The following is a 25,274-nucleotide window of genomic DNA, read 5'->3' as shown; positions in this document are numbered from 1 at the left end:
CGCCGCAACCACGGCGCCCGCTTCGCGTTTGCCCGCCACCGCCTCTTTCGGCTTTCCCTTCCGCCCACGCCCATGGCCCAGTCGCGCTTTCGCCGCCGGCTGCTGCTGTACTACGGCCTGTTCACGCTCGGACTGTTCGGCTTCATCGGCATGATGGGGCTGCTCGAGCGGTCCAACGCCGACGCGCTGTGGCTCGGCTACGTCTTCCTGTTCATCACCATCGCGATCTATGCCTGCATCGGGCTGATCTGCCGCACCGCCGACCTGCACGAGTACTACGTCGCGGGCCGGCGCGTGCCCGCGATGTTCAACGGCATGGCGATCGCCGCCGACTGGATGAGCGCGGCGTCCTTCATCGGCCTGGCCGGCATCCTGTTCGCCTCGGGCTACGAGGGGCTGGCCTATGTGATGGGCTGGACCGGCGGCTACTGCCTGGTGGCCTTCCTGCTCGCGCCGTATCTGCGCAAGTACGGCGGCTACACGATTCCCGATTTCCTCGCCGCGCGCTACGGCAACGGCAAGCCGGGCGGCAACCTGCCGGTGCGCGGCATCGCGGTGCTGGCCGCCTCGCTGTGTTCCTTCGTCTATCTGGTCGCGCAGATCCAGGGCGTCGGCCTGGTGGTCACGCGTTTCATCGGCGTCGACTTTGCCGTCGGCGTGTTCTTCGGCCTGGCCGGCATCCTCGTCTGTTCGTTCCTCGGCGGCATGCGCGCGGTGACGTGGACCCAGGTCGCGCAGTACATCGTGATGATCGTCGCGTTCCTGACCACGGTGTCGATGATCGCGTGGAAGCATCATGGCGAGGCGGTGCCGCAGTTGGGCTACGGCACGGTGCTGACCGATGTCGCGCAGCGCGAGCGCGAGCTGCTGCGCGATCCGGGCGAGCTTGCGGTGCGCGAACACTACCGTCAGCAGGCAATCGAGCTGCAGGAGCGCATCGCACGGCTGCCGCAGTCGTTCGACGAGGTGCGCGACGGGCTCAATGCGCGGCTGCTGGAGCTGCGCGCCCGCAATGCGCCGCTGCGCGAGATCAAGGCGGTCGAGCGCGAGCGGGCTGACTATCCGCAGGACCCCGCCGCGGCCCTGCAGCAATGGACCCAGCAGCGCGAGGAGGCGCTGGCGCGCAGCCAGCCGCCGGTGCCCGCCACCGAGCCCTATCCGTCGCCGTCGGAGGCCGAGCGCAAGACCGAGCGGCTGAACTTCGTGCTGCTGACCTTCTGCCTGATGCTCGGCACCGCGAGCCTGCCGCATATCCTGACGCGGCTCTACACCACGCCGTCGGTCAAGGAGAGCCGCAATTCGGTGGCCTGGGCGGTGTTTTTCATCGCGCTGCTGTACGTCAGCGCGCCCACGCTGGCGGCGCTGGTCAAGTACCAGTTCCTGCATCATCTGGTGGGCACGCCCTATGCCGATCTGCCGGCCTGGGTCATGCAATGGCGGCGCATCGATCCGCCGGTGTTCGGCATCCGCGATGTCAATGGCGACGGCATCGTGCAGTGGGCCGAGGTGATGATCCAGCCCGACATGATCGTGCTGGCGGCGCCGGAGATCGCGGGGCTGCCATACGTGATCTCGGGGCTGGTCGCCGCCGGTGCGCTGGCGGCGGCGTTGTCGACGGCCGACGGGCTGCTGCTGACGATCGCCAACGCGCTGTCGCACGACGTCTTCTATCACATGGTCGATCGCGGCGCGAGCCAGCAGCGGCGCGTGACCACCGCCAAGATCCTGCTGCTCGGCGTCGCCCTGTTCGCGGCCTACGTGACCTCGCTGCGGCCGGGCAACATCCTGTTCCTGGTCGGCGCCGCGTTCTCGCTGGCGGCGTCGAGCTTCTTCCCGGTGCTGGTGCTGGCGATCTTCTGGAAGCGCACCACCGCGGCCGGCGCGTTCGCCGGCATGCTGGCCGGGCTGTCGGTGTCGATCTACTACATCTTCGTCAACTACCCGTTCTTCACGCGGATGACCGGGATCTTCGGCGACCGCTGGTTCGGCGTCGATCCGATCGCGTCGGGCGCATTCGGCGTGCCGGCCGGGTTTGCGGTCGCGATCGCGGTCAGCCTGCTGACGCGGCGCAATGCGCCGGTGATCGACCGGCTGGTCACCTACCTGCGCAAGGGCTAGCGTTCGCGCAGCGCCTCCGCCGCGCGGTTCAGCGGCTTGACCAGATAGTCCATCACGGTGCGGCGGCCGGTGCGGATCTCGGCGGTCGCCACCATGCCCGGCAGGATCGGATGGCGCTTGCCGTCCTTCGTCTCCAGGAAGGCATGCTGGGTCAGCACGTAGACGCGGTAGTAGTAGATGCGCCGGTCGACCTGGTCCTCGATCGTGTCCGGCGAGATGCGGTCCACCCTGGCTGGCAGCGTGCCGTAGATCGACGGCTCGAACGCGGTGATCTTGACCGTGGCCTCCTGGTTCGGATGGATGAAGGCGATGTCGCGCGGCGACAGCCGCGCCTCGATCAGCAGCTGGTCGCCGAGCGGCACGATCTCCATCAGCACGCCACCCGGCGTGATCACGCCGCCGATCGTCGAGACCCGGATGTCCTTGACGATGCCGCGCGCCGGCGACGTGATCGCGGTGCGGCGCAGCTGGTCCGCGCGTCCCTCGCGCACCTTCAGCAGCGGGCCCAGGTCCGCCATCGTCTTGGCGTAATCGGCCTTGAGCGCGACGTAGTACTCGCTCTGCGTCGAGTCCAGCTTGGTGGCGAACTCGGCCACCTTCTGCCGCAGCCGCAGGATCTCGACCTCGTTGGTGGCGCCGGTGCGCAGCAGCGGCAGCGCGATCTGCAGCTCCTGCTCGGCCAGGCGCAGCTGCTGGCGCAGATTGGCGAGATTTTCGCGGAAGGCCCGGCGGTTGGCGACGAACAGCTGCCGCTCGCGCTCGACCACCGCGGTGTCGCGCGCCAGCTCGGCGGGGAAGTTGACGGACTCGGCGTCGTTCATCTCGGCGTGCAGCCGCGCGGCGCGCGCCTGCAGCGCGGCGATTCGCTCCAGCGTCTCCTCCATCGACGAGCGCGCCTGCACCGGGTCGAGCGTGGCCAGCTGCTGGCCGGCCTCGACCACATCGCCCTCGCGCACCGCCAGTTCGGCCAGGATGCCGCCCTCCAGGCTCTGGATGATCTGGCCCTTGGAGGCGGGCGTGACCTTGCCTTCGCCGACCGCCACTTCGTCCAGGCTGGCGAAGGCCGACCACAGCAGGAAGGCGGCGATCGCGCCGATGCCCAGCCACAGCAGCAGGCGCGCGCCGCCGGCGCCGTCTTCGAATCGTGCACGCATCGGGATCTTGTCCATGGGGCTACTCCGCGGCCGGGGCCGTCTGGGCGGGCGCCGGCGACGAGGGTTGCGCGGACGGTTGCGTCGGCGGTTGTGCCGATGCCGCCGACCGTGGCGGCGCCGTGCGCTTGAGCTGGGCCAGCACCTCGTCCTTCGGCCCGTCGCGCACGATGCGCCCGCGCTCGACCACGATGATCCGGTCGACCAGCGACAGCACCGGATAGCGATGCGTCGCCACGATCAGCGTGCGCCGGCCCATCCATTGCCGCATCCGTTCGATCACCGCGAGCTCGGTGCCCTCGTCCAGCGAAGCGGTCGGCTCGTCCAGCAGCAGCACCTGCGGGTCGCGCAGGAAGGTGCGGGCCAGCACCAGCACCTGCTTCTGGCCGCCGGACAGGCCGATGCCGTTCTCGCGGATGCGCAGGTCCAGCCCATGCGGCTGGTTCAGCAGCAGCTGGTCGGCGCAGGCGAGCCGCAGCGCGCGCAGCAGCTGCTCGTCGCTCGCCAGCGGGTTGGCGATCAGCAGGTTCTCGCGCAGCGTGCCGTAGAAGGGGCTCGATTCCTGCAGCACGCAGCCGATGTCGCGGCGGATGTCGGCGACGTCGATCAATGCCATCGGCGTGTCGTCGAGCACGATGCGTCCGTGCGTCGGCGCGGCGAGGCCGCCGGCGAGCCGCAGCAGCGTCGACTTGCCGGCGCCGACGCGCCCGAGGATCGCGATGCGCTCGCCCGGCGCGATGCGCAGCTGCGGAATCGTCAGCACCGGCTTTTCCTGCGGGTCGAAGCCGAAGGCTACGTTCTCGAAGCGATAGCCGCCCCGCAGCAGCGGCTTGTGATAGGCGTCCTTGTCGGGATCGTGGTCCACCGGCAGCCGCAGCAGCTCGTCCAGCGCCTTCTTGCCGACGCGCGCGTTCTGGATGCGGCCCAGCACCGCGGGGATCTGCGCCAGCGGCGCGATGGTGCGGCTGGTCAGGATCGAGCAGGCCAGCACCGCGCCGAACGACAGGTTGCCGTCCAGGATGCCGTAGACGCCGGCGATCACCACGCCGACATAGGCGACCTGCTGCACCGTCTGCGACACGTTGACCAGCAGCCCGGCGATAAAGCGCTGCTTCAACCCGATCTCGCCGTTGACGTGGTTGGCGTGGTCCCACAGCCCGCGGAAGCGCGGCTCGGCCTGCAGCGACTTGATGTCCTCGGCCCGGTAGATCGACTCCATCAGGATTGCATTGCGCAGCGCGGCCTCCGCCATTCCTTCGCGCGACAGCCGGGCCAGCGGAATCTGCGCCAGCAGCCCCGGCAGGATCAGCAGCGGAATCGCGGCCAGCGGGATCGCCACCAGCCAGCCGCCCAGCACCCAGATGATGAACAGGAAGGCGGCGACGAAGGGCAGGTCGATCAGCACGCCCAGCGTGCTCGAGGTCAGCAGTTCGCGCAGCTGTTCGAGGTCGCGCAGCTGCGCGATCAGCGTGCCGGGCGAGCGCGGCCGCGCATCGTTGCGGATATCGAGCACGCGGGCGAAGAACATCGCCGACAGCTTGATGTCGACGCGCTTGCCGAAATGGTCGGTGATCGAGACGCGCGCGGTGCGGATCAGCAGCTCCAGCGCCAGCGCAAGCGCCACGCCCGAGGCCAGCACCCACAGCGTATGCAGCGAGCGCGCCGGCACCACGCGGTCCCACACCTGCATCGCGAACAGCGAGGTGCCGACCGCCAGCAGGTTGCCGAACAGCGAGCCCAGGCCGAGGTCGAGCATCGTGCGCCAGTGCGTGGTGAAGATGCCGGTCAGCCACGAGTCCGGCGCCGCGCGCAGATAGGCGTCGAGCCGGTCGCCGCGGCGCGCGGCGCGCGCCTGCACCAGCAGCGGGCGGCCGCTCGCTTCCCGGGCCAGCGCGTCCAGCGTCAGGCTGCGCTCGACCGGTTTGCCGTCCATCGGCAGCAGCAGGGTGGCCACGCCATTGACCACGGCGATCACCATGCCGACCGTCGGGGTGGTGCCCTGGCCCAGCGGCACCAGCACTGGCAGCATCACCGGCGACAGCGATGCCGGCGGCAGGTCGACGAATTGCGCCGACAGGCCGGCCGAGGCGGCCAGCTCGACGACGGCGGCCTCGCGCTGCGGTTGGCCGCGCGCGGCCCACGCCGCGGCATTGCGCAGCTGCTCGGGCGAGGCCGGCGCGTTCAGTTGCCGCGCGGCGAGCAGCATCGCGTCGATCCACGGTTGCAGCGAGGCCTCTGCCTCGGCGTCGGCCTGCCGGGGCGATGGCGTCGGGGATGGCGGGGATGTGGGGGATGACGGGGACGAAGGGGGCGAAGGGGGCGAAGGGGACGTCTGCGCCGCCTGCGCCAGCGCGCTCAACGGGGTGGGGTCATTCATCGCGTGCGCCTTCCTGCTGCCGCAGCAGCTCCACGAACTTGCCGACCGCGGCATACGCCTTGATGCGGGCGCGGATGCCGTCGGCCATGGCGTTGATCCATTCTTCCTCGGCGAGGAAGATCTCGCGGTCGCGCGTGATCACCTCGGTCAGCGAGCGCTTGTTCAGCATGTATTCCTGCCAGTACAGATTGCGCGACGAGCGCGACAGCTCGATCACGTTGCGGTAGCTGGCCAGCCGCGCGGCCGCGCCCTCCGCCTCGGTCTGCGCTGCATACAGCGCCGTGCGCGTGCGCAGCCGCTGGTTCTCCAGTGCATCGGCGGCGGCGCGCTCCTGCGCCTGCGCGGCGGCGATGCGGTGCTGGGCGAGCCGGCCCAGCGAAAAGTCGCCGCGGATCGACAGGCCGACCCAGGTATCGTCGTTGGCATTGGCGCGTCCGGTCGACAGCGACCGGCTGACGCCGACGCTGACCGACGGATAGCGCTCCGCCTTCGCCAGGTCGACGTTGGCCGCCGCGGCATCGACCGCGGCGCGCGCGGCCAGCACCGACGGCGTGTCGTCGATCTGGTCGTCGCGTCCGCCGCCGCCATCGCGCGTGATCCGCTCGATCACGCCGCCGGTATTGGCCAGGTCGGCCACCTGCCGCGGACGCGCGCCGATCAGCTCGGCCAGCCTGGTGGCGGCGACGTCGAAGCGGTTGCGCGCCTTCAGCACCTCGGCGCTGGCGCGCAGCGTGGCCACCTCCGCCAGGTCCCGGTCCGACGACACCGACAGCCCCGCCCGCACGCGCTCGCCGATGCGCGCGCGCGTCTCGTTCATCGATTCGACCTGGCGCTGCGCGGCCGCGATTACGGCCTGGCTGGCGGCCAGTTCGACGAAGGTGTCGGCGGTATTGGCCGCCACGGTCTCGACGGTATCGGCGAGCTGATGTTGGCTCTTGCCGAGGTTGGCGTCGGCGGCCGAGATCTTGCTGCGCGTGCGGCCGAAGTCGTAGAGCAGCTGGCTCGCGCCGACCGAGGCGCGCGAGCCCAGGTCGTTGCCGCCGCTGCCGAAGCTGCCGCCATAGCCGGGCTGCACGCCGTATTCGATCTTCGGATACCAGGCGGCCTTGGCGACCGAGATTTCGGACAGGTTCTGCGTGACCACCGCGTTCGCACGGCTGATGTCGGGATGGCGCGCAATCGCGATGCCGACCGCGTTGCGCAGTGTCAGGCCGTCGAGGGCAATGCGTTGCGGTGTCGAGGGGCCTGGCATGCGGTCCGGGCTCGCCGGGGCCGTGGCGGCGGAAGCGGAGGCGGCAGCGGCAGCGGTATAGGGCGCGGCCGATGCCGGTCCGGCGCAGGGCACCGCGAGCACGGCCAGCGCGGCAAGCACGGACAGCGTCGCCGGCGGGGGCGCGGTTCGCAGCGTGTACCCGGCGGGAAGCCGGGAAAGGAGCGGGCGCTGCCGGGTCCGCGCTCCGTTGGCAAGGAGGGCCACGATGGATCTCAACGATGTCGGTTTCACGAAATCACCACGGTCCGCGGTGAAGGCTTTTGACATGTGGCCACGCATCGGTCGCGAGGCAGCGTCGCGGCCGACGGGGTATTGCAGGGTGGATCGATGCGGTGGGGGCGGGTCTCCTCGTCGACGTGGAACAGGGCGCGAGAACGGGGTGGGGACGTGGTGAGCACCTGGTGAGAAAGCGTCTGGCGAAGCGGGCGGCGGAACGGGGGAACCGCCGCCCGCCTCGCTCAGACCAGAACCTGACGATTGGCCAGCAGCGTCTCCAGATCGGTGTTGACGTTGTTCAGCGTGATCAGCGTCTCGGAGCCGAAGGCGGTGCCGCCGCCGTCGCGGTCGATGCTGATGACCGTATTGGCGCCGTCGTTGGTCACGCTGAGGAAGTCGCCGATGTTGTCGCCTGCGTCGATGGTCGCCGCGCCGTTGACGTAGTGCGCCGGGCCATCGCCGTCCGCGGTGTAGCCGACCAGCAGGCTCGACAGGTCGATCACGTCGGAGCCGGCCTGTCCCGGCGCCGTCCCTACCGTGAAGTCGGTGATGACGTCGCTGCCGTTGCCGCCGGTGCCGTCGTTGGCGGTGACCTCGTACAGGAACACGTCCCCGCCGGCGCCGCCCGTCATCGTGTCGTTGCCGGCGCCGCCGATCAGCAGGTCGTTGCCGTTGCCGCCGTTGAGCGTGTCGTTGCCCGCGCCGCCGCGCAGCAGGTCGTTGCCGTCGCCGCCGTTCAGCGTGTCGTCGCCGGCGTAGCCGTACAGGCGATCGCTGCCGCTGGTGCCATCGACGGTGTCCGCGGAGGCGGTGCCTTCGATGATCGCGCTCGACTGGCTCGAGCCCAGCAGGCCGGCGAGTACCTCGGCGCTGGCGAGCTGGGTCGCGTTGGCCGTATCGGTCAGCCCGGTGGTGTCGGTCGCGGTGATCGTGAAGTTCGACAGCACGTCCAGGCTGACGCCCAGCAGGCCGCCTTCGATCGTCACCGAGCCGAGCAGCTCGTTGAGCCGCAGCGTATCGATCGGTCCGCCGCCGACCGACGTGATCGTCAGCGTCGACGATGCCGCGATCACGCCGAGAATGCCCGGGTCGTGCAGCGGGACCACGTTGATGCCCAGCTCCGCGGCAAGGTCGGCGTTGTATCCGAGGCGCTGCAGCGGCAGGCCGAGCAGGCCGCCGTAGCGCAGCACCACCTGCTGGATGTTGTTGTTGTAGTCGCTCGCGCCGAACACCTGCTGGGAACTCAGGTCGATCAGCCCCAGCACGTTGGCGTCGACGATGCCCAGCAGCCCGCCCGATTCCTGCGCCGACACTTCCGGCGCGACGTTCGTCGAGATCGTGAAGGCCTGGGTGTCGGTGGTGCCGAGGTTGCCGGCGGCGTCGATCACGCGCACCGTCACCGAGTGGTTGCCGTCGGCGAACTGGTGATTGGCCGCGGCCCACGACCAGCTGGTGCCGTTGACGGTCGCCTGCGTCCAGGTATTGCCCCCGTCGTAGCTGACCTCGACCCGGTCGCCGGCGGCCAGCGGGGCGCTGAGCGTGCCGGAGAATGTCGGCGTGGTATCGCCGGTGATCCAGTCCCCCGCCGTGCCGGTGTCGTCGGTGACGCCGGTGATCGCCACCGTGGCGGCGGGCGCCGCGGTATCGACGGTCAGGTTGAAGGCCGCGCTGGCGGGGCTGGCATTGCCGGCCGCATCGGTCGCGGTCACGGTCAGCGCGTACGCGCCGTCGGCCAGCGGCGCGGTCGGCGTGAACGACCAGTTGCCGGTGCCGTCGGCGGTTGTCGTGCCGATCAGCATGGTGCCGTTGAAGATGCGCACCGTGCTGTTCGCCTCGGCCGTGCCTGCGATGGTCGGCGTGCCGTCGTTGGTGGTGTCCCCCGACGTCAGCGCGCCGCTGACCGGATCGACGTCGTCGGTGACGCTGGCGATCGCCGGGACGGCCGGCACCACGGCGTCGACGGTCGCGCTGCCCGGGGCACCGGTGTTGCCCGCGGCATCGGTGGCAGTGGCGCTGACCACGGTGCCATCGGGCAGCGGCGTGGCCGGGGTATAGCTCCAGTTGCCGGCGCCGTCGGCGGTGACGGTCGCCTCGGGCGTGCCATCGCCATTGGTGTCGATCTCGATCGTGCTGTTCGCTTCCGCGGTGCCTGCGATCACCGTGCCGTTGGTGGGCGCAATGACGGGCGCGGCCGGCGGCAGCGCATCGACGGTCGCCGTGGCCGGCGCGCTGGTATTGCCAGTGGCATCGGTCGCGGTGACGCTGACGACGGTGCCGTCCGGCAGCGGCGTGGCGGGGGTGTGGCTCCAGTTGCCGGCGCCGTCGGCGGTGACCGTGGCGTCCGGCGTGCCGTCGCCATTGGTGTCGATCTCGACCGTGCTATTGGCTTCGGCCGTCCCCGCGAGCACCGTGCCGTTGGTCGGCTCGATGGTCGGTGCGGCCGGCGGCAGCGCGTCGACGGTGGCGGTGGCCGGTGCACTGACGTTGCCGGCCGCGTCGCGGGCGGTGACGTTGACGACCGTACCATCGGCCAGCGGCGTGGCCGGCGTGTAGGTCCAGTTGCCGGTGCCGTCGGCGGTGACCGTGGCGTCCGGCGTGCCGTCGCCATTGGTGTCGATATCGACCGTGCTGTTCGCGTCCGCGGTGCCCTGCAGCAGCGTGCCATCGGTCGGCTGGATCGTCGGCGTGCCCGGCGCCACCGCGTCGACGGTGGCGCTGGCCGGCGGGCTGATGTTGCCGGCGGCGTCGGTCGCCGTGACGTTGACGACCGTGCCATCGGCCAGCGGCGTGGCCGGCGTGTAGGTCCAGTTGCCGGCGCCGTCGGCGGTCACCGTGGCGTCCGGCGTGCCGTCGCCGTCGGTGTCGATATTGACCGTGCTGTTGGCCTCGGCCGTGCCTTGCAGCAGTGTGCCGTTGGTCGGCGCGATCGTCGGCGCGGCCGGTGCCACGGAATCGATCGCGATCGTGGCGGGTGCGCTGACGTTGCCGGCGGCGTCGGCTGCCGTCACGCTGATCGTCGTGCCGTCGGCGATCGGCGTCGTCGGCGCATGGGTCCAGTTGCCGCTGGCATCGGCCGTCACGGTGACATCCGGCGTGCCGTCGCCATTGGTGTCGATGGCGACGGTGCTGTTGGCTTCGGCGGTGCCGGCAATCGTGCCGCCATTGGCCTGGGTGATGACGGGCGTGCTCGGCGGGGCCGTGTCGACGGTGAAGTCGAACGCGCCGCTGGCAGGACTGGTGTTGCCGGCGGCGTCGGTCGCCGTGACGGTCAGCGAGTAGGGCCCGTCGGCCAGCGGCGTGGTCGGCGAGAAGGTCCAGTTGCCGCTGCCATCGGCGCTCGCCGTGCCAAGCAACGTGCTGCCGTTGAAGATCTGCACCGTGCTGTTCGCCTCGGCGGTGCCGGAAATCGTCGGCGTGGTGTCGTTGGTGCTGTCGCCGGAGGTCAGCGGCGCCGACACCGGATCGGCGTCATCGACGACCGTGGCGATGGCCGGTGCGGCCGGCGCGGCTGCATCGACCGTCGCGGTGGCCGGCGGGCTGACGTTGCCGGCGGCATCGGTCGCCGTGACGCTGACGACCGTGCCGTCCGCCAGCGGCGTGGCCGGCGTGTAGGTCCAGTTGCCGGCGCCGTCGGCGGTCACCGTGGCATCGGGCGTCCCGTCGCCGTCGGTGTCGATGCCGACGATGCTGTCGGCCTCGGCGGTGCCTTCCAGCACCGTGCCGTTGGTCGGCGCGATCGTCGGCACGGCGGGAGCGGCCGCATCGACCGTTGCGGTGGCCGGTGCGCTGGTATTGCCGGCGGCATCGGTCGCGGTGACGGCGACGACGGTACCGTCGGGCAGCGGGGTGGCAGGCGTGTGAGTCCAGTTGCCGGCGCCGTCGGCGGTGACCGTGGCGTCCGGCGTGCCGTCGCCATTGGTGTCGATATTGACCGTGCTGTTCGCTTCGGCCGTACCCGTGAGCACCGTGCCGTTGGTGGGCGCGATCGTCGGCGCGGCCGGCGGCAGCGCATCGACCGCGGCGGTGGCCGGGCCGCTCGCGTTGCCGGCGGCGTCGGTCGCGGTGACGCTGACCACGGTGCCGTCGGCCAGCGGTGCAGCCGGCGTAAAGCTCCAGTTGCCGTCGCCATCGGCGGTCACGGTACCGTCGGCGGTGCCGTCGCCATTGGTATCGATGGCGATGATGCTGTCCGCCTCGGCGGTGCCCGTGATCGTGGTGCCGTTGGCCTGCGCGATGACCGGCACGGCGGGCGCGGCGGTATCGACGGTGAAGCCGAAGGCGGCGCTGGCAGGGCCGGAGTTGCCGGCGGCGTCGGTGGCAACGGCGGTCAGCGAGTAGCTGCCGTCGGCCAGCGGCGTGGTCGGCGAGAAGGTCCAGTTGCCGCTGCCATCGGCCGTTGCCGTCCCCAGCAGCGTGGTGCCGTTGAAGATCTGCACGGTGCTGTTCGCTTCCGCGGTGCCGGCGATCGTCGGCGTGGCGTCGTTGGTGCTGTCGCCGGAGGTCAGCGGCGCGGAGACCGGATCGACGTCATCGACCACCGTGGTGATGACGGGTGCGGCCGGCGCGGCCGCATCGACGGTGGCAGTGGCCGGCGGGCTGACGTTGCCGGCGGCATCGGTCGCGGTGACCTCGACGACGGTACCGTCGGGCAGCGGCGTGCTCGGCGTATAGGTCCAATTGCCGGCGCCGTCGGCGGTCACCGTGGTGTCGGCGGTGCCGTCGCCGTTGGTGTCGATATTGACGGTGCTGTCGGCCTCGGCGGTGCCCTGGAGCACCGTGCCGTTGGTCGGCGCGATCGTCGGCGCGGCGGGAGCGGCGGCGTCGACCGTAGCGGTGGCCGGCGCGCTGGCATTGCCGGCGGGATCGGTCGCGGTGACGGTGACCGTCGCGCCGTCGGCCAGCGGGGTGGCCGGCGTATAGGTCCAGTTGCCGGCGCCGTCGGCGGTGACCGTGGCGTCCGGCGTGCCGTCACCGTTGGTATCGATCGCGATCGTGCTGTTCGCGTCCGCGGTGCCCGCGATCGTGTTGCCGTTGGCCTGGACGATGACCGGGACTGCCGGCGGCGCGGTATCGATCGTCAGGTCGAAGGCAGTACTGGCCGGGCTGGTGTTGCCGGCGGCATCGGTGGCGGTGGCCGTCAGCGAATAGCTGCCGTCGGCCAGCGGCGCGGTTGGCGTAAAGGTCCAGTTGCCGCTGCCGTCGGCGACGACGGTACCCAGCAGCGTGGTGCCGTTGAAGATCTGCACGGTGCTGTTGGCTTCCGCGGTACCGGCGATCGTCGGCGTCGCGTCGTTGGTGCTGCCCCCCGAGGTCACCGGGCCGCTGACCGGGTCCATGTCGTCGGTGACGCCGGCGATGGCCGGCGCGGTCGGCGCCATGGAATCGATGGTCGCGGTAACCGGCCCGCTGCTGTTGCCGGCGGCGTCGGCCGCGGTGACGCTGACCGTGGTGCCGTCGGCCAGCGGCGTGGCAGGCGTGTAGGTCCAGTTGCCGCCGCCGTCGGCGGTGACGGTGGCGTCCGGTGCGCCGTCGCCGTTCAGATCGATCGCGATGATGCTGCCGGCTTCGGCCGTGCCGGCCAGCGTGGTGCCGGTGGCCTGGGTGATGGCCGGGGCGGCAGGGGCGGCGGTATCGACGGTGATGACGAAGGCGGTGCCGGGGCCGCTGACATTGCCCACCGCGTCGGTGGCCGTCGCCGTCAGCGAATAGGTGCCGTCGGCCAGCGGCGTGGTCGGCGAGAAGGTCCAGTTGCCGCTGCCGTCGGCGACGACGGTGCCCAGCAGCGTGGTGCCGTTGAAGATCTGCACGGTGCTGTTCGCTTCCGCGGTGCCGGCGATCGTCGGCGTGGTGTCGTTGGTGCTGCCGCCCGAGGTCAGCGGGCCGCTGACCGGGTCCATGTCGTCGGTGACGCCGGAAATCGCCGGCGCGGCGGGCGCGGCCGCGTCGACGGTCGTCGTCGCGGGGCCGCTGGTATTGCCTGCGGGGTCGGTCGCGGTGACGGTGACCGTGGTGCCGTCGGGCAGCGGCGAGGTCGGCGTGTATGTCCAGTTGCCGCCGCCGTCGGCGGTGACGGTGGCGTCCGGTGCGCCGTCGCCGTTCAGGTCGATGCCGACGGTGCTGCCTGCTTCCGCGGTACCGCTCAGCGTGGTGCCGTTGGTCGGGTTGACGGTCGGGGTGGCCGGCGGCTGGCCGTCGACCGTCGTCGTCGCCGGCTCGCTGGTATTGCCTGCCGGGTCGGTCGCGACCACGGTCACGGTGGTGCCGTCCGGCAGCGGCGAGGTCGGGGTATAGGTCCAGTTGCCGTTGCCGTCGGCGATGACCGTGGCATCGGGCGCGCCGTCGCCGTTCAGGTCGATGCCGACCGTGCTGCCGGCCTCGGCGGTACCGCTCAGGGTCGCGCCATTGCTGGGATTGAGCGTCGGCGTGGCGGGCGCCGTGGTGTCGATCGCCACGTCGATCACCGTGGGCTCGCTGGTCTTGCCATCGCTGCCGCTCTGCGTGACGACGATCCGATGCTGGCCGGAGGGCAGCGCGGGCGGCGTGTAGGTCCAGTTGCCGCTGGCGTCGGCATTGACGGTCACCGGCGGCTGGCCGTCGATCGAGATCTGGATGCGGCCGTTCGGTACGGCGCCGGTGCCCTGCAGCGTCGGCGTGGCGTCGTTGGTGGCGCTGCCGTTGGCGATCGTTCCCGTGCCCGGGGCCTGGTCGTCCAACAGGCTGACCGTCGGCCTTGCGGGCGCCGCGCGACTGTCACCGCCGCCACCACCACCGCCGCCGCCGGCCGCTGCGGCGATGACGCCGGCACCGGCCGCCAGGCCCAGGATGCCGAGCAGCGCCGCGCTGCCGTCCGCAATCGGCTCGTAGACCACCGCCGATTCGAGGACGTTGTCGCCGCTCGCCATCAGCGCCTGGTCGAAGGTGGCGAGCCAGCGCGAATCGCCCTCGACGAACACCAGGTTGTTGAAGTTGACGCCATTGGCGAAGAAGCCCTGGATGCGCAACGTCTGCCCATCCTTGAACTCGATCAGCAGGTCGTTGCCTTCGCGCGCATAGTTGGCGACGTTGTCCTTGTTGCCGGCGACCAGGAAATTGGCGGCGCCCTCCGGTGCCGCGACGGTGCTGGTCCCCGCGGGCACCGCGACATCGATGTGGTTTTGCAGAACAGCTGACGAAGCCATGCCTGTCTCCTTGGGTCGATCGAAACGACTGCGCACTATTGGAAGTGGAGCGTATAAGTGATTCCCAAGTGGCGGTATGTCTTCGTCTGTACGGCAAGCGATATAGTGCGTGCGATTGATATGGCCTGCGTTTTTTTGATAATGAAGCGCGGAAGAGGCATTAACCGTGGCGGGGTATTTACGAGAAAAAATACCCCTACGCCGGTAGGCGCAGGGGTATTAAATTCCCGATTCAATTAAATCTGGTTTAAGCGATATTTATCTGGCTGCCGACAATTTCCGCCGGCGGTGCCGTCAATCGCCCCGGCGTGTCTGGGAAGGGGTTTCGCCGAAGGCCATGCGGTAATCCCGCGCGAATTGCCCCAGGTGGCTGAAGCCCCAGCGCCGGGCGATGTCGGCGATCGACTGTTCCGCGCCGGCGGTACGCAGGTCCGCATGGACACCCTCCAGCCGCACCCGCTTGACATAGCCCATCGGCGTGAAGCCCTTGAACCTGGCAAAGCCGGCCTGCAGCGTACGGATGCTGACGCGGGCCGCCAGCGCGATGTCCGCCAGCCCGAGCGCCGCCCTGGCGTTGGCGTGGATGTACTCGATCGCCCGGCGCACATGCCGCGGGGACGGGCCGGCATGGCGGCGCGCCAGGTACACCGAATAGTTGTGCGGGATCTCCTTGAGCATGGCGAAGATCACGGCGTCCTGCAGGCTTTGCACGATGTCCGGGGCGATCGCCTGCGGGCCGCCGTCCGCCTTCGAATAGCGCCCCGCCGCGCGCACCAGTTCACCGGCGAAACGCACGCCGGACGGCACGCTACCCTCCGGCGGGGCGAATTTGACGCGGTGCATCACCGGCCGTTCGATCGACTGCGACAGCCGGCCGTGCACGCTGGCCGCATCGATCAGGATGGCTTCGTAGCGGCCCGGGCCGAAGCCCCATGCAGTGACCCGCCTGGCGTCGGCAACGGCGGTGCCGGCCGGCAAGGGCCGCAGCCCGTCCTGCTCGGTGGCAAGGGAGAGCTGGCCATCGGCCTGCGTGTACAGCAGATAGCCGTCGTGCTGGCAAGGCAGCCGCAGGCACAGCGGGGTGTCCGTGGCCAGCGTATGCACGGCCATGCCGTCGAGATAGTCGATCTGGATTTCCAGCCTGGGCTCGCCGCCATCGGCCTCGATCGTGATGCCGGGATAGTGGCGGCCGAGCCAATCCTGCGCCTGCGCGACGCTGGACGCGACGATCGCGTCCGTTCCAATGCGGGTTTGAGCCATACGCCAGTTCTGTCCTGCGAAAAAAACGAGCGCACGCCGGGCTGGCGAACGCTACAGGCGATCCCACAGAGGGCCGCGGCAAAACACCGCGGCAAATCGGGTAGGCTGAACCGGCGATGACGACAGACCGCGACAATGACCCTGGATATTCCATGGCAATGGAATATCCATCAATTGGCATGGGCTGTGCCCGGATGCCCCCCGGAATTCTTCGGTCAATATTGGCGCCGGAATTCGAGTGTGTGCCGCAATGGAATGCGCGGCGTCGCCGAATTACCGTTTGCCAGTTGGCTGACTTTAGTTTTGTTTATATCGATATTGCGTAATGTCTTAATCGATTGTTATTAGCGTACTGCATTTCTTACAAATGGTGGAAGCTTCCAGTGCACTTTTCAAGGCGCTTACATTTGTTTGCAGTTGGTAGGGTGTCGGTAGGGTGCCGGGAGGGGGAGGGTGCGGCGTCGCCGATTCAATGCGTGACCGACTTCGACCACAGGTTGATCACCAGCACGCCGGCCATGATCAGCGCGATGCCGAGCAGGGCCGGCAGATCTAGCCGCTGGCCGAACAGCAGCCACGCCGCCACCGACACCAGCACGATGCCGACGCCCGACCAGATCGCATAGGCGATGCCGATGGGCACGTGGCGCAGCGTCAGCGACAGGCAGAAGAAGGCAATCGCATAGCCGGTGACGACGACCAGCGAGGGCAGCGGACGGGTAAAGCCGGCGGCGGCCTTCAGTGCGGTGGTGGCGATGACTTCGGCGACGATGGCGATGGCCAGGTAGATCCAGTGCATGGGATGGCGCGGTGTCGGATAGTGTCCGGATAGTGTCGGGTATTGACGGAGCGCCAAGAATAGCAGCGGTGCGCAAGCCGTCCCGCTGCGGATCCCACTCCCGGACCGGTCCCGGGCCCGCTCAGCGCTGCTCCAGGCCGTGCCGCCGATGCCATTGCGCCAGTGTTTCCTCGGGCCACTGCGCGCAGTGCACGTGTCCCTTGCCGCTCGGGACGTCGACCCACGACGCCGCGGAGTCGAGTTCCGCGTCGACAATTTCCGGCGGACGCGGCAGCGGCGTGTCGATGGCGGCAGCATGGGGATAGACCCGCTCGGGCTCGTCGGGGCTGCGTATCCACAATGCCGTGCCGCATTTCGTGCAGAAATGACGCTCCATCGGCGAACGCCTGGCGCGCTTGCCGGGCTCGCGCATCACGGCGTGATAGATGCCGATGTGCCGACGGCCCCGTACGCGCAGGGTGTCGCCCAGTGCGCCGATATTGGCCGCATAGCCGCCGGCGCCAGCGGTCTTGCGGCAAATCGAGCAGTAGCAATGCAGATAGGGGTAGGGCCAGGGGGATTCCACGCTGAAGCGGACCGCGCCGCAGTGGCAGGAGCCTTCGAGATGCATGCGACCTCCGACAGGTTGGGGCGAGCGTCGCCGACGCGTCGCTCGCCGTGGCTGCCATCGGATTTTGCATGACATCGGCCCGCCGGTGGCTGGCCCGGGCATCCCAACATCTCGCCTTTGCAGGCGTGGCTCGAACCTTGTTCCAGCCTTCCCTGGGCGCTATTCGAATCGCGCCGGATCGTAGGGCCGCGGGTCGACGTACGGTGTCTCGCCGTCGATCAGTTCGGCAAGCAGCCGCGCGGTGGCAGGGCCGAGCGTGAAGCCCTGATGCGCATGGCCGAAATGGAACCACAGCCCGCGGTGGCGCGGCGCGCGTCCTATCACGGGCCGCATATCGGCGACGCAGGGCCGCGCGCCCATCCACGGCTGCGCTTCGACGGGCGCGCCGAGATCGACCAGTTCGCGCGCGTAGCGCTCGGCCGCCGCCAATTGCACCGGCGTCGGCGGTGCATCGTGGTGAGCGAATTCGGCGCCCGTGGTCACGCGAAGACCGCGCCGCATCGGCGCCAGCACGAAACCGCGTTCGGCATCGAGCAGCGGCAGCGACGGCATGCGCTCGCTCGCGTAGTGGCGGTGGTAGCCCCGCTTGATGAACAGCGGCAGGCGATACCCGAGCGGCCGCGTCAACTTCGACGCCCACGGACCCAACGCAATGACGGCGTGAGCGGCCGACAGCGGGCCGGCTTCGGTCATCACGCGCCAGCCGCTGCCATCGGGCTGCAGCGTCGTGGCGTCGCCGCGGCGGACGATGCCGCCCTGCCGTTCGAACAGCGCGGCATAGCGCTGCACCAGTTCGCCCGGATCGCTGACGGTCCACGGGTCGCGCCAATGGATCGCGCCCGCCAGGCCGCCATGCAGCGCGGGCTCGGCGGCCCGCAGCGCGGCACCATCGAGGACCGCGCAATCGAGTCCGTGCTCGCGCGCCACCGTCGTCGCGGTTCGTACCGTGTCATCGAAGGCGTGCGGGCTGCGGTAGGCCTCGAGCCAGCCCGCCTTGCTGACGAGATCCTCCGCGCCGGCGGCCGCAATCAGCTTCTCGTGTTCGCTGACGCAGTGCCTGACCAGCGCCGCATAGGCGGCGATCGTGCCGGTGTAGCGGTCCGGTGCCGATTCGCGCCAGTAACGGGCCAGCACCGGCAGCAGGCGCAGCATCGCGCCGGGGTGGTAGTGCACGTCGTTGCCCTGGCGGGCGATCACGCGAACGATCGTCTTCCAGTCGCGCGGGAACGCATACGGCTGCACCGCCTCGCGCTGGATGAAGCCCGCGTTGCCATAGGAGGTCTCGGTGCCCGGCGCGGCGCGATCGACAAGAACGACCTGGTGCCCGCGATGGCGCAGGGCCAGTGCGGTGCTGACACCGACCATGCCGGCGCCGAGAACGAAGATTTCCTGTGACATGAAGGCAGCAACTCGTGCGGAACGTGGAAGGGTGGATCAAGTCGGGATTTTCGCCGCCCCCCGCCTCGGTAAGGTCATGCGATGCACGCAATATTGCGAATGGCCGATTGCGTTTTCGGCAATCACGATTGCGGAAGCTCGATCAGGCCCTGCCGCAAATGCTCGACGAAGGCGCGCGCCGCGGGCGGCAGCTTGCGGTTGGCCAGCGTCTGCACCTCGATCTGCCGCTCGTTCATCTCGCGATCGCGCAGCGGGACCGCGGCGATGGTGCCCGCCTTCAGCCTGCCGCGGATCGACACCTCGCCGTAGAAGCAGATCGCGCCGCCGCCGGCCGCCGCGAAGCTGACCAGCGAATCGAGCTGGTTGCTCGAGAACACCGTCTGGTAGCGCAGGCCCTGCCGGCTGCAGCCGGCGTCGAGCAATTGCCGCACCGAGCTGTCCTTGGGCGGTAGCGCCAGCGGGTAGGTCGCGACCTGCGCCAGCGACAGTTGGCGATGGCGCGCGAGCGGATGGTCCGGCGCCATCACCGCCAGCACCGGTGCCGGGTGCCGCAGCTCCACGTGGATCTCCGGCTCGGGCAGCCACGCCAGCGTAATGCCGATATCCGCTTCCCCGTCGCGAATCCGCCGTGCGATTTCGCCCTGCGGGCAGACCTCGAGCTCGAAGTGAATGCCCGCATGGGTCTCGCGAAAGCTGGCGGCAAGGTTCGGCAGGAATTCATGGGCGATGCCCTCGACCGCCGCGAGCCGCACGCGTCCGACACGCAGCCCACGCAGCGCCTGGATATCGCCGGCCACGCGTTCGATGTCCTGCTGCGAACGCTTGGCGAACGCGGCCAGCAATTCGCCCGCCGCATTGGGCACGAGGCCGCGCGGGCGCCGGTCGAACAGCAGCGTGTCGAGCTCGCTTTCCAGCTTGGCGATCTGCCGGCTGACGGCCGACGGCGCGACGTTCAGCTTGATCGCCGCATCCTTGACCGATCCGGTGCGAACCACTTCGAGGAAGTAGCGCACCGCGGTCTCCTGCAGGGCTCGATAGGACATGGGATATCGATGAGAACGTGGCCGGGCGACCTCGGGAAAACCCGCTCGGGATTGCACGAACGATTGCCTTTTCGGCAATCGATTGTTCGAAACATTGCGACGATTCTATGCGAAGTTTGACATTAGGATGACATCGAGCCGATGCACTTGTACCGGCATCGCCTTGGATTCTTACGAGAGAGCATCCCATGCGTCCTTCCGCCTCACCCGTCCGTTTACTGTTTGCCGCCACCGGCCTGGCGCTCGTTGCGATGGCGCCGTCGGCGGCCTTTGCGCAGGACAGCTTCCCCGCCAAGCCGATCCAGCTGGTGCTGCCATTTCCACCCGGCGGCGCCACCGATGTGGTGGGGCGCATCGTCGCGCAGAAGCTCGGCGAGCGGCTCGGCAAGACCGTGGTGGTCGAGAACCGGGCCGGCGCCGGTACCGTCGTCGGCGCCAGCTACGTCGCCAAGGCCGCGCCGGACGGCTACACGCTGCTGGCCAGTTCCGGCACGACGTTCACGGTCAATCCCGCGGTCTATCCGAAGCTGCCGTACGACCCGCAGAAGAACTTCGAGCCGATCGGCCTGATCGGCGTGACCGGCCTGATCCTGCTGGCCAATCGCGATGTGCCGGTGAACAACCTGAAGGAGTTTGTGGCCGCGGCGAAGAACGATCCCGGCAAGTACTCGTACGGTTCGTTCGGCGCCGGCACCACCGCGCATTTCGCCGGCGAGCAATTGCTCAATCTGACCGGCGCCAGGCTGCTGCACGTTCCCTACAAGGGCAGCGCGCCTGCGATGACCGACCTGATCGGCGGCCAGATTCCGTTCAGCATCGACACCGTGGCCGCGGCGCTGCCGCAGGTGCGCGCCGGCAAGGTCAAGGCCATCGCGGTGACGACGGCCAGGCGCTCGTCGCTGCTGCCCAATGTACCGACCGTCGCGGAGGGCGGCTATCCCGGCATGGATGCCAGCACGTGGATCGCGCTGGTCGCGCCGCGCGGCCTGCCGGCCGACGTGCATGCCAAGCTCGAGAAGGCGCTGGCCGATACGATCGCCGATCCCGATACGCGCAAGAAGCTGGCCGACAACGGCATCGAGCCGTCGTTTGCATCGGGCAAGCAGGTCAGCGCACTGATCGAGAAGGAAATTCCGCAGATGCGGGCCATCGCGCAGCGCGCCAATATCAAGCTCGACTGATACGCCATGTCCGACCACAACGCACTGACTTCGCTGTCCGCCGTCGAACTGCGCCGCCTGATCGGCGCCCGCCAGCTCTCGCCGGTGGAACTGCTCGAAGCCTGCATCGCGCGGATCGAGCGCTACAACCCGCTGATCAACGCGATCACCGCGACCTGCTACGAACGCGCGCGCGAAGAGGCCAGGGCCGCCGAACAGGCGGTGATGCGTGGCGAGTCGCTGGGCCTGCTGCATGGCCTGCCGCTCGGCGTCAAGGACCTCGAAGCGACCGCCGGCCTGCTGACGACCTACGGCTCGCCGCTGTACCGCGGCAATGTGCCCGCGCAGGACAACACACTGGTCGCGCGGCTGCGCGCGGCCGGCGCCGTGGTGGTCGGCAAGACCAATATTCCGGAGATGGGCGCCGGCGCCAATTCGCGCAACACGGTCTGGGGCGCCACCGGCAATCCGTTCAATCCGAACCTCAATGCAGGCGGGTCGTCGGGCGGCTCCGCTGCCGCGCTCGCGGCCGATTTCCTGCCGGTCTGCACGGGCTCCGATACCGGCGGCTCGCTGCGGATTCCCGCCGCCAAATGCGGCGTGGTGGGATTCCGCCCATCGCCGGGGCTGGTGCCTAACTCGCGCAAGCTGCTCGGATGGACGCCGATCTCGGTGGTCGGCCCGATGGGCCGCACGGTCGCCGATGCCTGCCTGCAGCTTGCCGCATCGGCCGGCCAGTCGGCAGGCGATCCACTGAGCCATGCGGTCGATCCGCTGGCGTTCCTGACGCCGCCGCGCATCGATCTGTCGGGCCTGCGCGTGGGCTGGACCGAGGACTTCGGCAGCTGCGCCGTCGATCCCGACATCCGCCGCGTGTTCCGTGCACGGATCGCCGCGATGCGGCACCTGTTCAAGTCCTGCGACGAGGTCGCGTTCGACCTGGGCGATGTGCATCGCTGCTTCGACGTGCTGCGCGCCGAGAGCTTCGTTGCCTCGCTGCGCGACACCTACGAACGGGATCCCGACAGCCTCGGTCCCAATACGCGCGCCAACTACGAGATCGGCGCGCGCATGTCGCTGGTCGACAGCGCATGGGCGCAGGCCGAGCAGACCCGCATCCTGCAGCGCTTCCAGCAGGCATTCCGCGACTACGACGTGATCCTGTCGCCGACCACGCCGGTCTCGCCATTCCCGTGGACCCAGCTCTACGCGGACGTCGTCGACGGCCAGAAGCAGGAGAACTACTACCGCTGGCTGGCGCTGACCTATGTCGTGACGCTGACCACCCATCCGTGCATCGCCTTGCCGTGCGGCACCGACGAGGCCGGCATGCCGTTCGGCCTGCAGATTACCGGCCCCTTCCGCGGCGACGCGCTGACGCTCGGCGTCGCGCAGGCGATGGAATCGGCGTTTGCTTCGATGCCCGGCTTGTCGCGCCCGAAGCCGGATCTCGACCGGCTCAAGCCGGCCGAGCCTGACTTGCGCTCGATCGTTACGGCGCCGCCGGAGGTGGTGGGGGAGATAGGGAAGGTGTGGGCTGGCACGGTGTCGGCGGTGTAGCGGGACGGAGTACTGACAAGCCGGAAGCTCGGCCCGTTACCGTCGAACCTTTACGGTGGTTCGCGGCAGACGCTCGTCGTGTAGGAGCCGGGAAGGGGAACTCGGGGGCGCGGATGCTCGCCAGCCGCTGGTTGGTCTCCGCGGATAGCGAAGTGATCAGACCAGTTCTGCATCCTTTTCGTCCGTGGATGTAGGGCTCTATGAGCCTGTAGCCTCTGTCGTCGCCGCTTTCAAAATAGCGAAAAATCCAGTACGCAATCAGATCCGCCATCTGGATGAGGCGAGAGGCCTTCGAATCGAGGAAAAGCGGCACCTCGGCAAAGTTTTGCAGCTTGCCGTTCGTATGCCCTTCGTGTTTGAAAACCCGTGACAGAGCCTGGAGCTGTTCTTCGTAGCTCGTCTTGTCGACAATGACAAGTCCGCGCTGCGCGTTGGAGTTCTTTGCCAGATACAGCGACGTCAAGTACTTATCAAATTCGCTCGCGACGTTTTCGAAGCTTCGTTGCACGATCTCGTCGGCTGCCATCGTGCTCTTCCTCGATCACTGAAGCGAAGACCTTGAGCTTCAGTTGGCGGTCAGCCAGCAAGGAAAGAATATCAACGACCGCCTGGACTCTGTCCGCGGGCTTGATACCTTGCCACTCCTCCTTTCCGGCGCGCATGGGGGCGCCATGAAACTCGATGCCTCTCGGGTCGGTAGTGCTAAACCGCTCTGCGATCGGGTCGATGTGAGACTCAAGCCAGTGGGTCTGCCGCTCAAAGATGCAGAACCCAGCCAGGACGAAGAATTTCGTCCTGGCATCGTAGGCGTGGCCCGACTCATCCAGGTAGAGAAGATACACAGCGCACCCACTAACGAAAAAGCGGACCGCATTTGCGGTCCGCTCAGATAAGAGGTAAGCCGAGTGGAACAATCGTCCAACGCACCGATGTCTCAGCGCTCCCGACTATTCGATGAGTCTAGCTTGGTGATCAGGGGGCTGCAAGCGTCGTGGCTGTACAAGCGGACGGCTTGGGCATAGAACCTAAAGCTCTTTGATATTGGCTACAGAGTCGGCACGGCAACTCCGCGGCCTTGGCCAAGGCTGACACCGGTGTCCACCGCGCTTCCGCTCCTCGATTCGGGCTTGCGCGTCGCGATGCATCGCCGGAAATCGCTGCAGCTTTTCGTCGGAGGGATTTTGCCGGCCAAGCGCCATCACCGAGGCGCTTGGCTGCCCCGGCTGTTCCAGCCCCATGAATCGGTGCGATGGAGACGGATGGCACCAACTGCTACGGTAGATGACGTGCCAACGCAAAACGGCGCCCGAGTGGGCGCCGTAGTGTTTTACTTTCGTAGCTTCGATGTTGCGATTTGGTTCCGATTCCCCACCGAATTCGATGGTGTCTGACGGTAATAATCGCGGCGTCGTTATGCCAAGTGCTTGATTCGCTTGAATTCGTGGCGGAGAGAGGGGGATTCGAACCCCCGATGGGCTATTAACCCATACACGCTTTCCAGGCGTGCGACTTAAACCACTCATCCATCTCTCCGGAAGCCCGCGATTATATCAGAGTCCCCTCTCACCGCCACAGTTTCGTGAAGTCGGCGGAGTGAAATGGCGGCTCGCTACCCCGTTCATGGCCGCCGACCGGCTCACCAACTGATCACCACCGCTTCCGACGATCGCTGGTGTGGCCCGTGGTAGACCGCCTCGACGTTGTTCCCGTCGGGGTCCAGCAGGAACGCCGCGTAATAGCCGGGGTGGTAGGTCCGCTCGCCAGGGCCGCCGTTGTCGCGGCCGTCGGCGGCGAGGCCGGCCTTGTAGAAGGCCTCGACGGTGTCGCGGTCCTTGGCCTGGAAGGCGAAGTGGGCGTGGGTGATCTGGCCGGGCGTGCCTTCGTCGACCCACAGCTCGTCGGCGTAGAAATAGCCATCGCCGTCGGTGATGGCGATGCCAAGCACGCCCAGCACCGCGCCGTAGAAGCGGCGGGAGGCGGCGAGGTCGCGGACTTTCAGATGGAGATGGTCGATCAGGCGGCCGCGTTGGATCTGCATGGAAGTCTCCTCGTGAAGGCAGGGAATGCGCGGTCCGATCGGAGGCCGCTTCGGCCTCGATGCGCTCGCTCGATACAACTTGAGGCGACTCGGAGTGACCGCGTTAAGTGCATTTTCCGGCGCCCCGCAAAGGGCGGTCCAGTATCGAAGCATTATGGGCGCCAGCGACCCTGACGGAAGCGATCGAAAAAACTCCTTGACTATCTACCTAGTAGTAGATAAAGTAGACCACATGGACGCGACGCCGCACCGAAGAAGAAGTGAAGCGGCACTCAAGTCCACGCAACAACCCCGGGAATCCGGGTTTTTTTCGAGTCAGGTTATCTATCTACTAGTAGATGTGGTTCGTAGATTCGACAGCCGGATTCCACATTGACCGATTCGATCCGCCAGGCGCGGATCCCCGAAAGGAGCTGATCATGACCAACCGTACCTTCGCCAAGTCCCTGTTGACCGCCGCCACCCTTGCCGCCGCTTTCGTCGCCGGTACCGCTCAGGCTGCCACCGTTCCCGCCGACAAGTACGGCTACGAATTCCGCGCCGGCGAGCGCAGCACTTATGTCGACGGTGCACGCAGCGGCAAGGCCGATCCCTATACCGATGGCGCGCGCATCGTCGCCGGCCTGGATCGCACCGGCGTGTCGGCTAGCCCCGCCCGCAGCGTCGACCAGTACACCGACGGCGCCCGCAGCGTTGATCAGTTCACCGACGGCGCCCGCAGCGGCAAGTTCGATCCGTACACCGATGGGGCACGTGTGCTCGCCGGCCTGGACCGCACCGGCGTGTCGGCCAGCCCTGCCCGCAGCGTCGACCAGTACACCGACGGCGCCCGCAGCGTCGATCAGTTCACCGACGGCGCGCGCAGCGGCAAGTTCGACCCGTACACGGACGGCGCTCGCATCGTCGCCGGCCTGGATCGCACCGGCGTCTCGGCCGAGCCGTCGCGCAGCCCGTACACCGACGGCGCCCGCCAGGGCCGCTTCGATGTCTTCACCGAAGGCGCGCGTCAAGGTCAGTTCGACGTTTTCACCGAAGGTGCCAACGTTTGAAGGGCAATACCGCAACGGCCGCTCGTGGTAGCGGGGGAGGGCAT

The 25,274-nt window shown here is 68.4% G+C and carries 16 protein-coding genes and 1 tRNA gene; 4 read left to right on the top strand and 13 right to left on the bottom strand.

Going from position 1 to position 25,274, the window contains the following annotated elements:
* Positions 1–72 precede the first annotated feature (72 nt).
* Positions 73–2,118 carry a sodium:solute symporter family protein gene (locus F7Q96_RS14180; RefSeq protein ID WP_053822143.1) on the top strand — a complete coding sequence of 682 codons (2,046 nt, stop codon included), beginning with the start codon at positions 73–75 and terminating at the stop codon, positions 2,116–2,118.
* On the opposite strand, the gene F7Q96_RS14175 is transcribed toward F7Q96_RS14180, so the two are convergent.
* The 9 genes from F7Q96_RS14175 to F7Q96_RS14135 all read right to left on the bottom strand — a co-directional run bounded on the left by F7Q96_RS14175 (position 2,115) and on the right by F7Q96_RS14135 (position 19,423).
* Complete coding sequence (locus F7Q96_RS14175; protein WP_053822142.1) at positions 2,115–3,287, bottom strand: HlyD family efflux transporter periplasmic adaptor subunit; 1,173 nt, start codon at positions 3,285–3,287, stop codon at positions 2,115–2,117. The two genes, F7Q96_RS14180 and F7Q96_RS14175, sit on opposite strands and share 4 nt — an antisense overlap.
* 4 nt (positions 3,288–3,291) lie before the next feature.
* Entirely contained in the window at positions 3,292–5,475 is a 2,184-nt protein-coding gene (locus F7Q96_RS14170; RefSeq protein WP_053822141.1) for a type I secretion system permease/ATPase, read from the bottom strand.
* Between the two features lie 163 nt (positions 5,476–5,638).
* The gene (locus F7Q96_RS14165) at positions 5,639–7,018 is read right to left on the bottom strand and encodes a TolC family protein (RefSeq protein WP_390885691.1); all 1,380 of its coding nucleotides are present in this window, start codon (positions 7,016–7,018) and stop codon (positions 5,639–5,641) included.
* Between the two features lie 359 nt (positions 7,019–7,377).
* Complete coding sequence (locus F7Q96_RS14160; RefSeq protein WP_151022867.1) at positions 7,378–14,313, bottom strand: Ig-like domain-containing protein; 6,936 nt, start codon at positions 14,311–14,313, stop codon at positions 7,378–7,380.
* Between the two features lie 294 nt (positions 14,314–14,607).
* On the bottom strand, positions 14,608–15,573 hold the full coding sequence (locus F7Q96_RS14155) for a helix-turn-helix transcriptional regulator (RefSeq protein ID WP_053822138.1): 966 nt from the start codon (positions 15,571–15,573) through the stop codon (positions 14,608–14,610).
* A gap of 469 nt (positions 15,574–16,042) precedes the next feature.
* Positions 16,043–16,372, bottom strand: a complete 330-nt coding sequence (locus F7Q96_RS14150; RefSeq protein ID WP_053822137.1) for a DMT family transporter — start codon at positions 16,370–16,372, stop codon at positions 16,043–16,045.
* Between the two features lie 121 nt (positions 16,373–16,493).
* Positions 16,494–16,982, bottom strand: coding sequence for a GFA family protein (locus tag F7Q96_RS14145; RefSeq protein WP_053822136.1), 489 nt, complete (start codon positions 16,980–16,982; stop codon positions 16,494–16,496).
* A gap of 159 nt (positions 16,983–17,141) precedes the next feature.
* Positions 17,142–18,380 (bottom strand): NAD(P)/FAD-dependent oxidoreductase, encoded by a 1,239-nt coding sequence (locus F7Q96_RS14140; RefSeq protein ID WP_053822135.1) that lies wholly within the window; start codon positions 18,378–18,380, stop codon positions 17,142–17,144.
* Between the two features lie 122 nt (positions 18,381–18,502).
* A complete protein-coding gene (locus F7Q96_RS14135) occupies positions 18,503–19,423 on the bottom strand; it encodes a LysR family transcriptional regulator (protein WP_053822134.1) in 921 nt (306 codons plus the stop codon).
* Between the two features lie 188 nt (positions 19,424–19,611).
* Here F7Q96_RS14135 and F7Q96_RS14130 point away from each other — a divergent pair, with 188 nt between their 5' ends.
* Positions 19,612–20,604 carry a Bug family tripartite tricarboxylate transporter substrate binding protein gene (locus F7Q96_RS14130; RefSeq protein WP_053822133.1) on the top strand — a complete coding sequence of 331 codons (993 nt, stop codon included), beginning with the start codon at positions 19,612–19,614 and terminating at the stop codon, positions 20,602–20,604.
* A gap of 6 nt (positions 20,605–20,610) precedes the next feature.
* Positions 20,611–22,143, top strand: a complete 1,533-nt coding sequence (locus tag F7Q96_RS14125; protein WP_053822132.1) for an amidase — start codon at positions 20,611–20,613, stop codon at positions 22,141–22,143.
* On the opposite strand, the gene F7Q96_RS14120 is transcribed toward F7Q96_RS14125, so the two are convergent.
* The 4 genes from F7Q96_RS14120 to F7Q96_RS14105 all read right to left on the bottom strand — a co-directional run bounded on the left by F7Q96_RS14120 (position 22,076) and on the right by F7Q96_RS14105 (position 24,181).
* On the bottom strand, positions 22,076–22,669 hold the full coding sequence (locus F7Q96_RS14120; RefSeq protein WP_082371502.1) for a DUF3800 domain-containing protein: 594 nt from the start codon (positions 22,667–22,669) through the stop codon (positions 22,076–22,078). The genes F7Q96_RS14125 and F7Q96_RS14120 overlap by 68 nt on opposite strands.
* Positions 22,614–22,985: a DUF3800 domain-containing protein gene (locus F7Q96_RS27400; RefSeq protein WP_170292923.1), complete on the bottom strand. Its 372-nt coding sequence runs from the start codon at positions 22,983–22,985 to the stop codon at positions 22,614–22,616. The genes F7Q96_RS14120 and F7Q96_RS27400 overlap by 56 nt, the downstream gene beginning before the upstream one ends.
* A 600-nt stretch (positions 22,986–23,585) precedes the next feature.
* Positions 23,586–23,676, bottom strand: a tRNA-Ser gene (locus F7Q96_RS14110).
* 103 nt (positions 23,677–23,779) lie between these two features.
* The gene (locus F7Q96_RS14105) at positions 23,780–24,181 is read right to left on the bottom strand and encodes a VOC family protein (RefSeq protein ID WP_053822130.1); all 402 of its coding nucleotides are present in this window, start codon (positions 24,179–24,181) and stop codon (positions 23,780–23,782) included.
* A gap of 419 nt (positions 24,182–24,600) precedes the next feature.
* Here F7Q96_RS14105 and F7Q96_RS14100 point away from each other — a divergent pair, with 419 nt between their 5' ends.
* Positions 24,601–25,230 carry a hypothetical protein gene (locus F7Q96_RS14100; RefSeq protein ID WP_053822129.1) on the top strand — a complete coding sequence of 210 codons (630 nt, stop codon included), beginning with the start codon at positions 24,601–24,603 and terminating at the stop codon, positions 25,228–25,230.
* The last annotated feature ends 44 nt before the right edge of the window (positions 25,231–25,274 follow it).

The sequence above is a fragment of the Cupriavidus gilardii genome, assembly GCF_008801915.1.
Classification (GTDB): domain Bacteria; phylum Pseudomonadota; class Gammaproteobacteria; order Burkholderiales; family Burkholderiaceae; genus Cupriavidus; species Cupriavidus gilardii.
Note: the sequence above shows the minus strand (reverse complement) of the source record. Positions and strands in the feature narration are given on the sequence as shown.

Excerpts from the sequence above, each read along its gene's own strand:
- F7Q96_RS14135 (WP_053822134.1), bottom strand. The coding sequence starts at position 19,423 with ATGTCCTATCGAGCCCTGCAGGAGACCGCGGTGCGCTACTTCCTCGAA.
- F7Q96_RS14100 (WP_053822129.1), top strand. The coding sequence starts at position 24,601 with ATGACCAACCGTACCTTCGCCAAGTCCCTGTTGACCGCCGCCACCCTT.
- F7Q96_RS14120 (WP_082371502.1), bottom strand. The coding sequence starts at position 22,669 with ATGGCAGCCGACGAGATCGTGCAACGAAGCTTCGAAAACGTCGCGAGC.
- F7Q96_RS14140 (WP_053822135.1), bottom strand. The coding sequence starts at position 18,380 with ATGTCACAGGAAATCTTCGTTCTCGGCGCCGGCATGGTCGGTGTCAGC.
- F7Q96_RS14105 (WP_053822130.1), bottom strand. The coding sequence starts at position 24,181 with ATGCAGATCCAACGCGGCCGCCTGATCGACCATCTCCATCTGAAAGTC.
- F7Q96_RS14150 (WP_053822137.1), bottom strand. The coding sequence starts at position 16,372 with ATGCACTGGATCTACCTGGCCATCGCCATCGTCGCCGAAGTCATCGCC.
- F7Q96_RS14125 (WP_053822132.1), top strand. The coding sequence starts at position 20,611 with ATGTCCGACCACAACGCACTGACTTCGCTGTCCGCCGTCGAACTGCGC.
- F7Q96_RS14170 (WP_053822141.1), bottom strand. The coding sequence starts at position 5,475 with ATGCTGCTCGCCGCGCGGCAACTGAACGCGCCGGCCTCGCCCGAGCAG.
- F7Q96_RS14160 (WP_151022867.1), bottom strand. The coding sequence starts at position 14,313 with ATGGCTTCGTCAGCTGTTCTGCAAAACCACATCGATGTCGCGGTGCCC.
- F7Q96_RS14145 (WP_053822136.1), bottom strand. The coding sequence starts at position 16,982 with ATGCATCTCGAAGGCTCCTGCCACTGCGGCGCGGTCCGCTTCAGCGTG.
- F7Q96_RS14175 (WP_053822142.1), bottom strand. The coding sequence starts at position 3,287 with ATGGACAAGATCCCGATGCGTGCACGATTCGAAGACGGCGCCGGCGGC.
- F7Q96_RS14155 (WP_053822138.1), bottom strand. The coding sequence starts at position 15,573 with ATGGCTCAAACCCGCATTGGAACGGACGCGATCGTCGCGTCCAGCGTC.
- F7Q96_RS14180 (WP_053822143.1), top strand. The coding sequence starts at position 73 with ATGGCCCAGTCGCGCTTTCGCCGCCGGCTGCTGCTGTACTACGGCCTG.
- F7Q96_RS14130 (WP_053822133.1), top strand. The coding sequence starts at position 19,612 with ATGCGTCCTTCCGCCTCACCCGTCCGTTTACTGTTTGCCGCCACCGGC.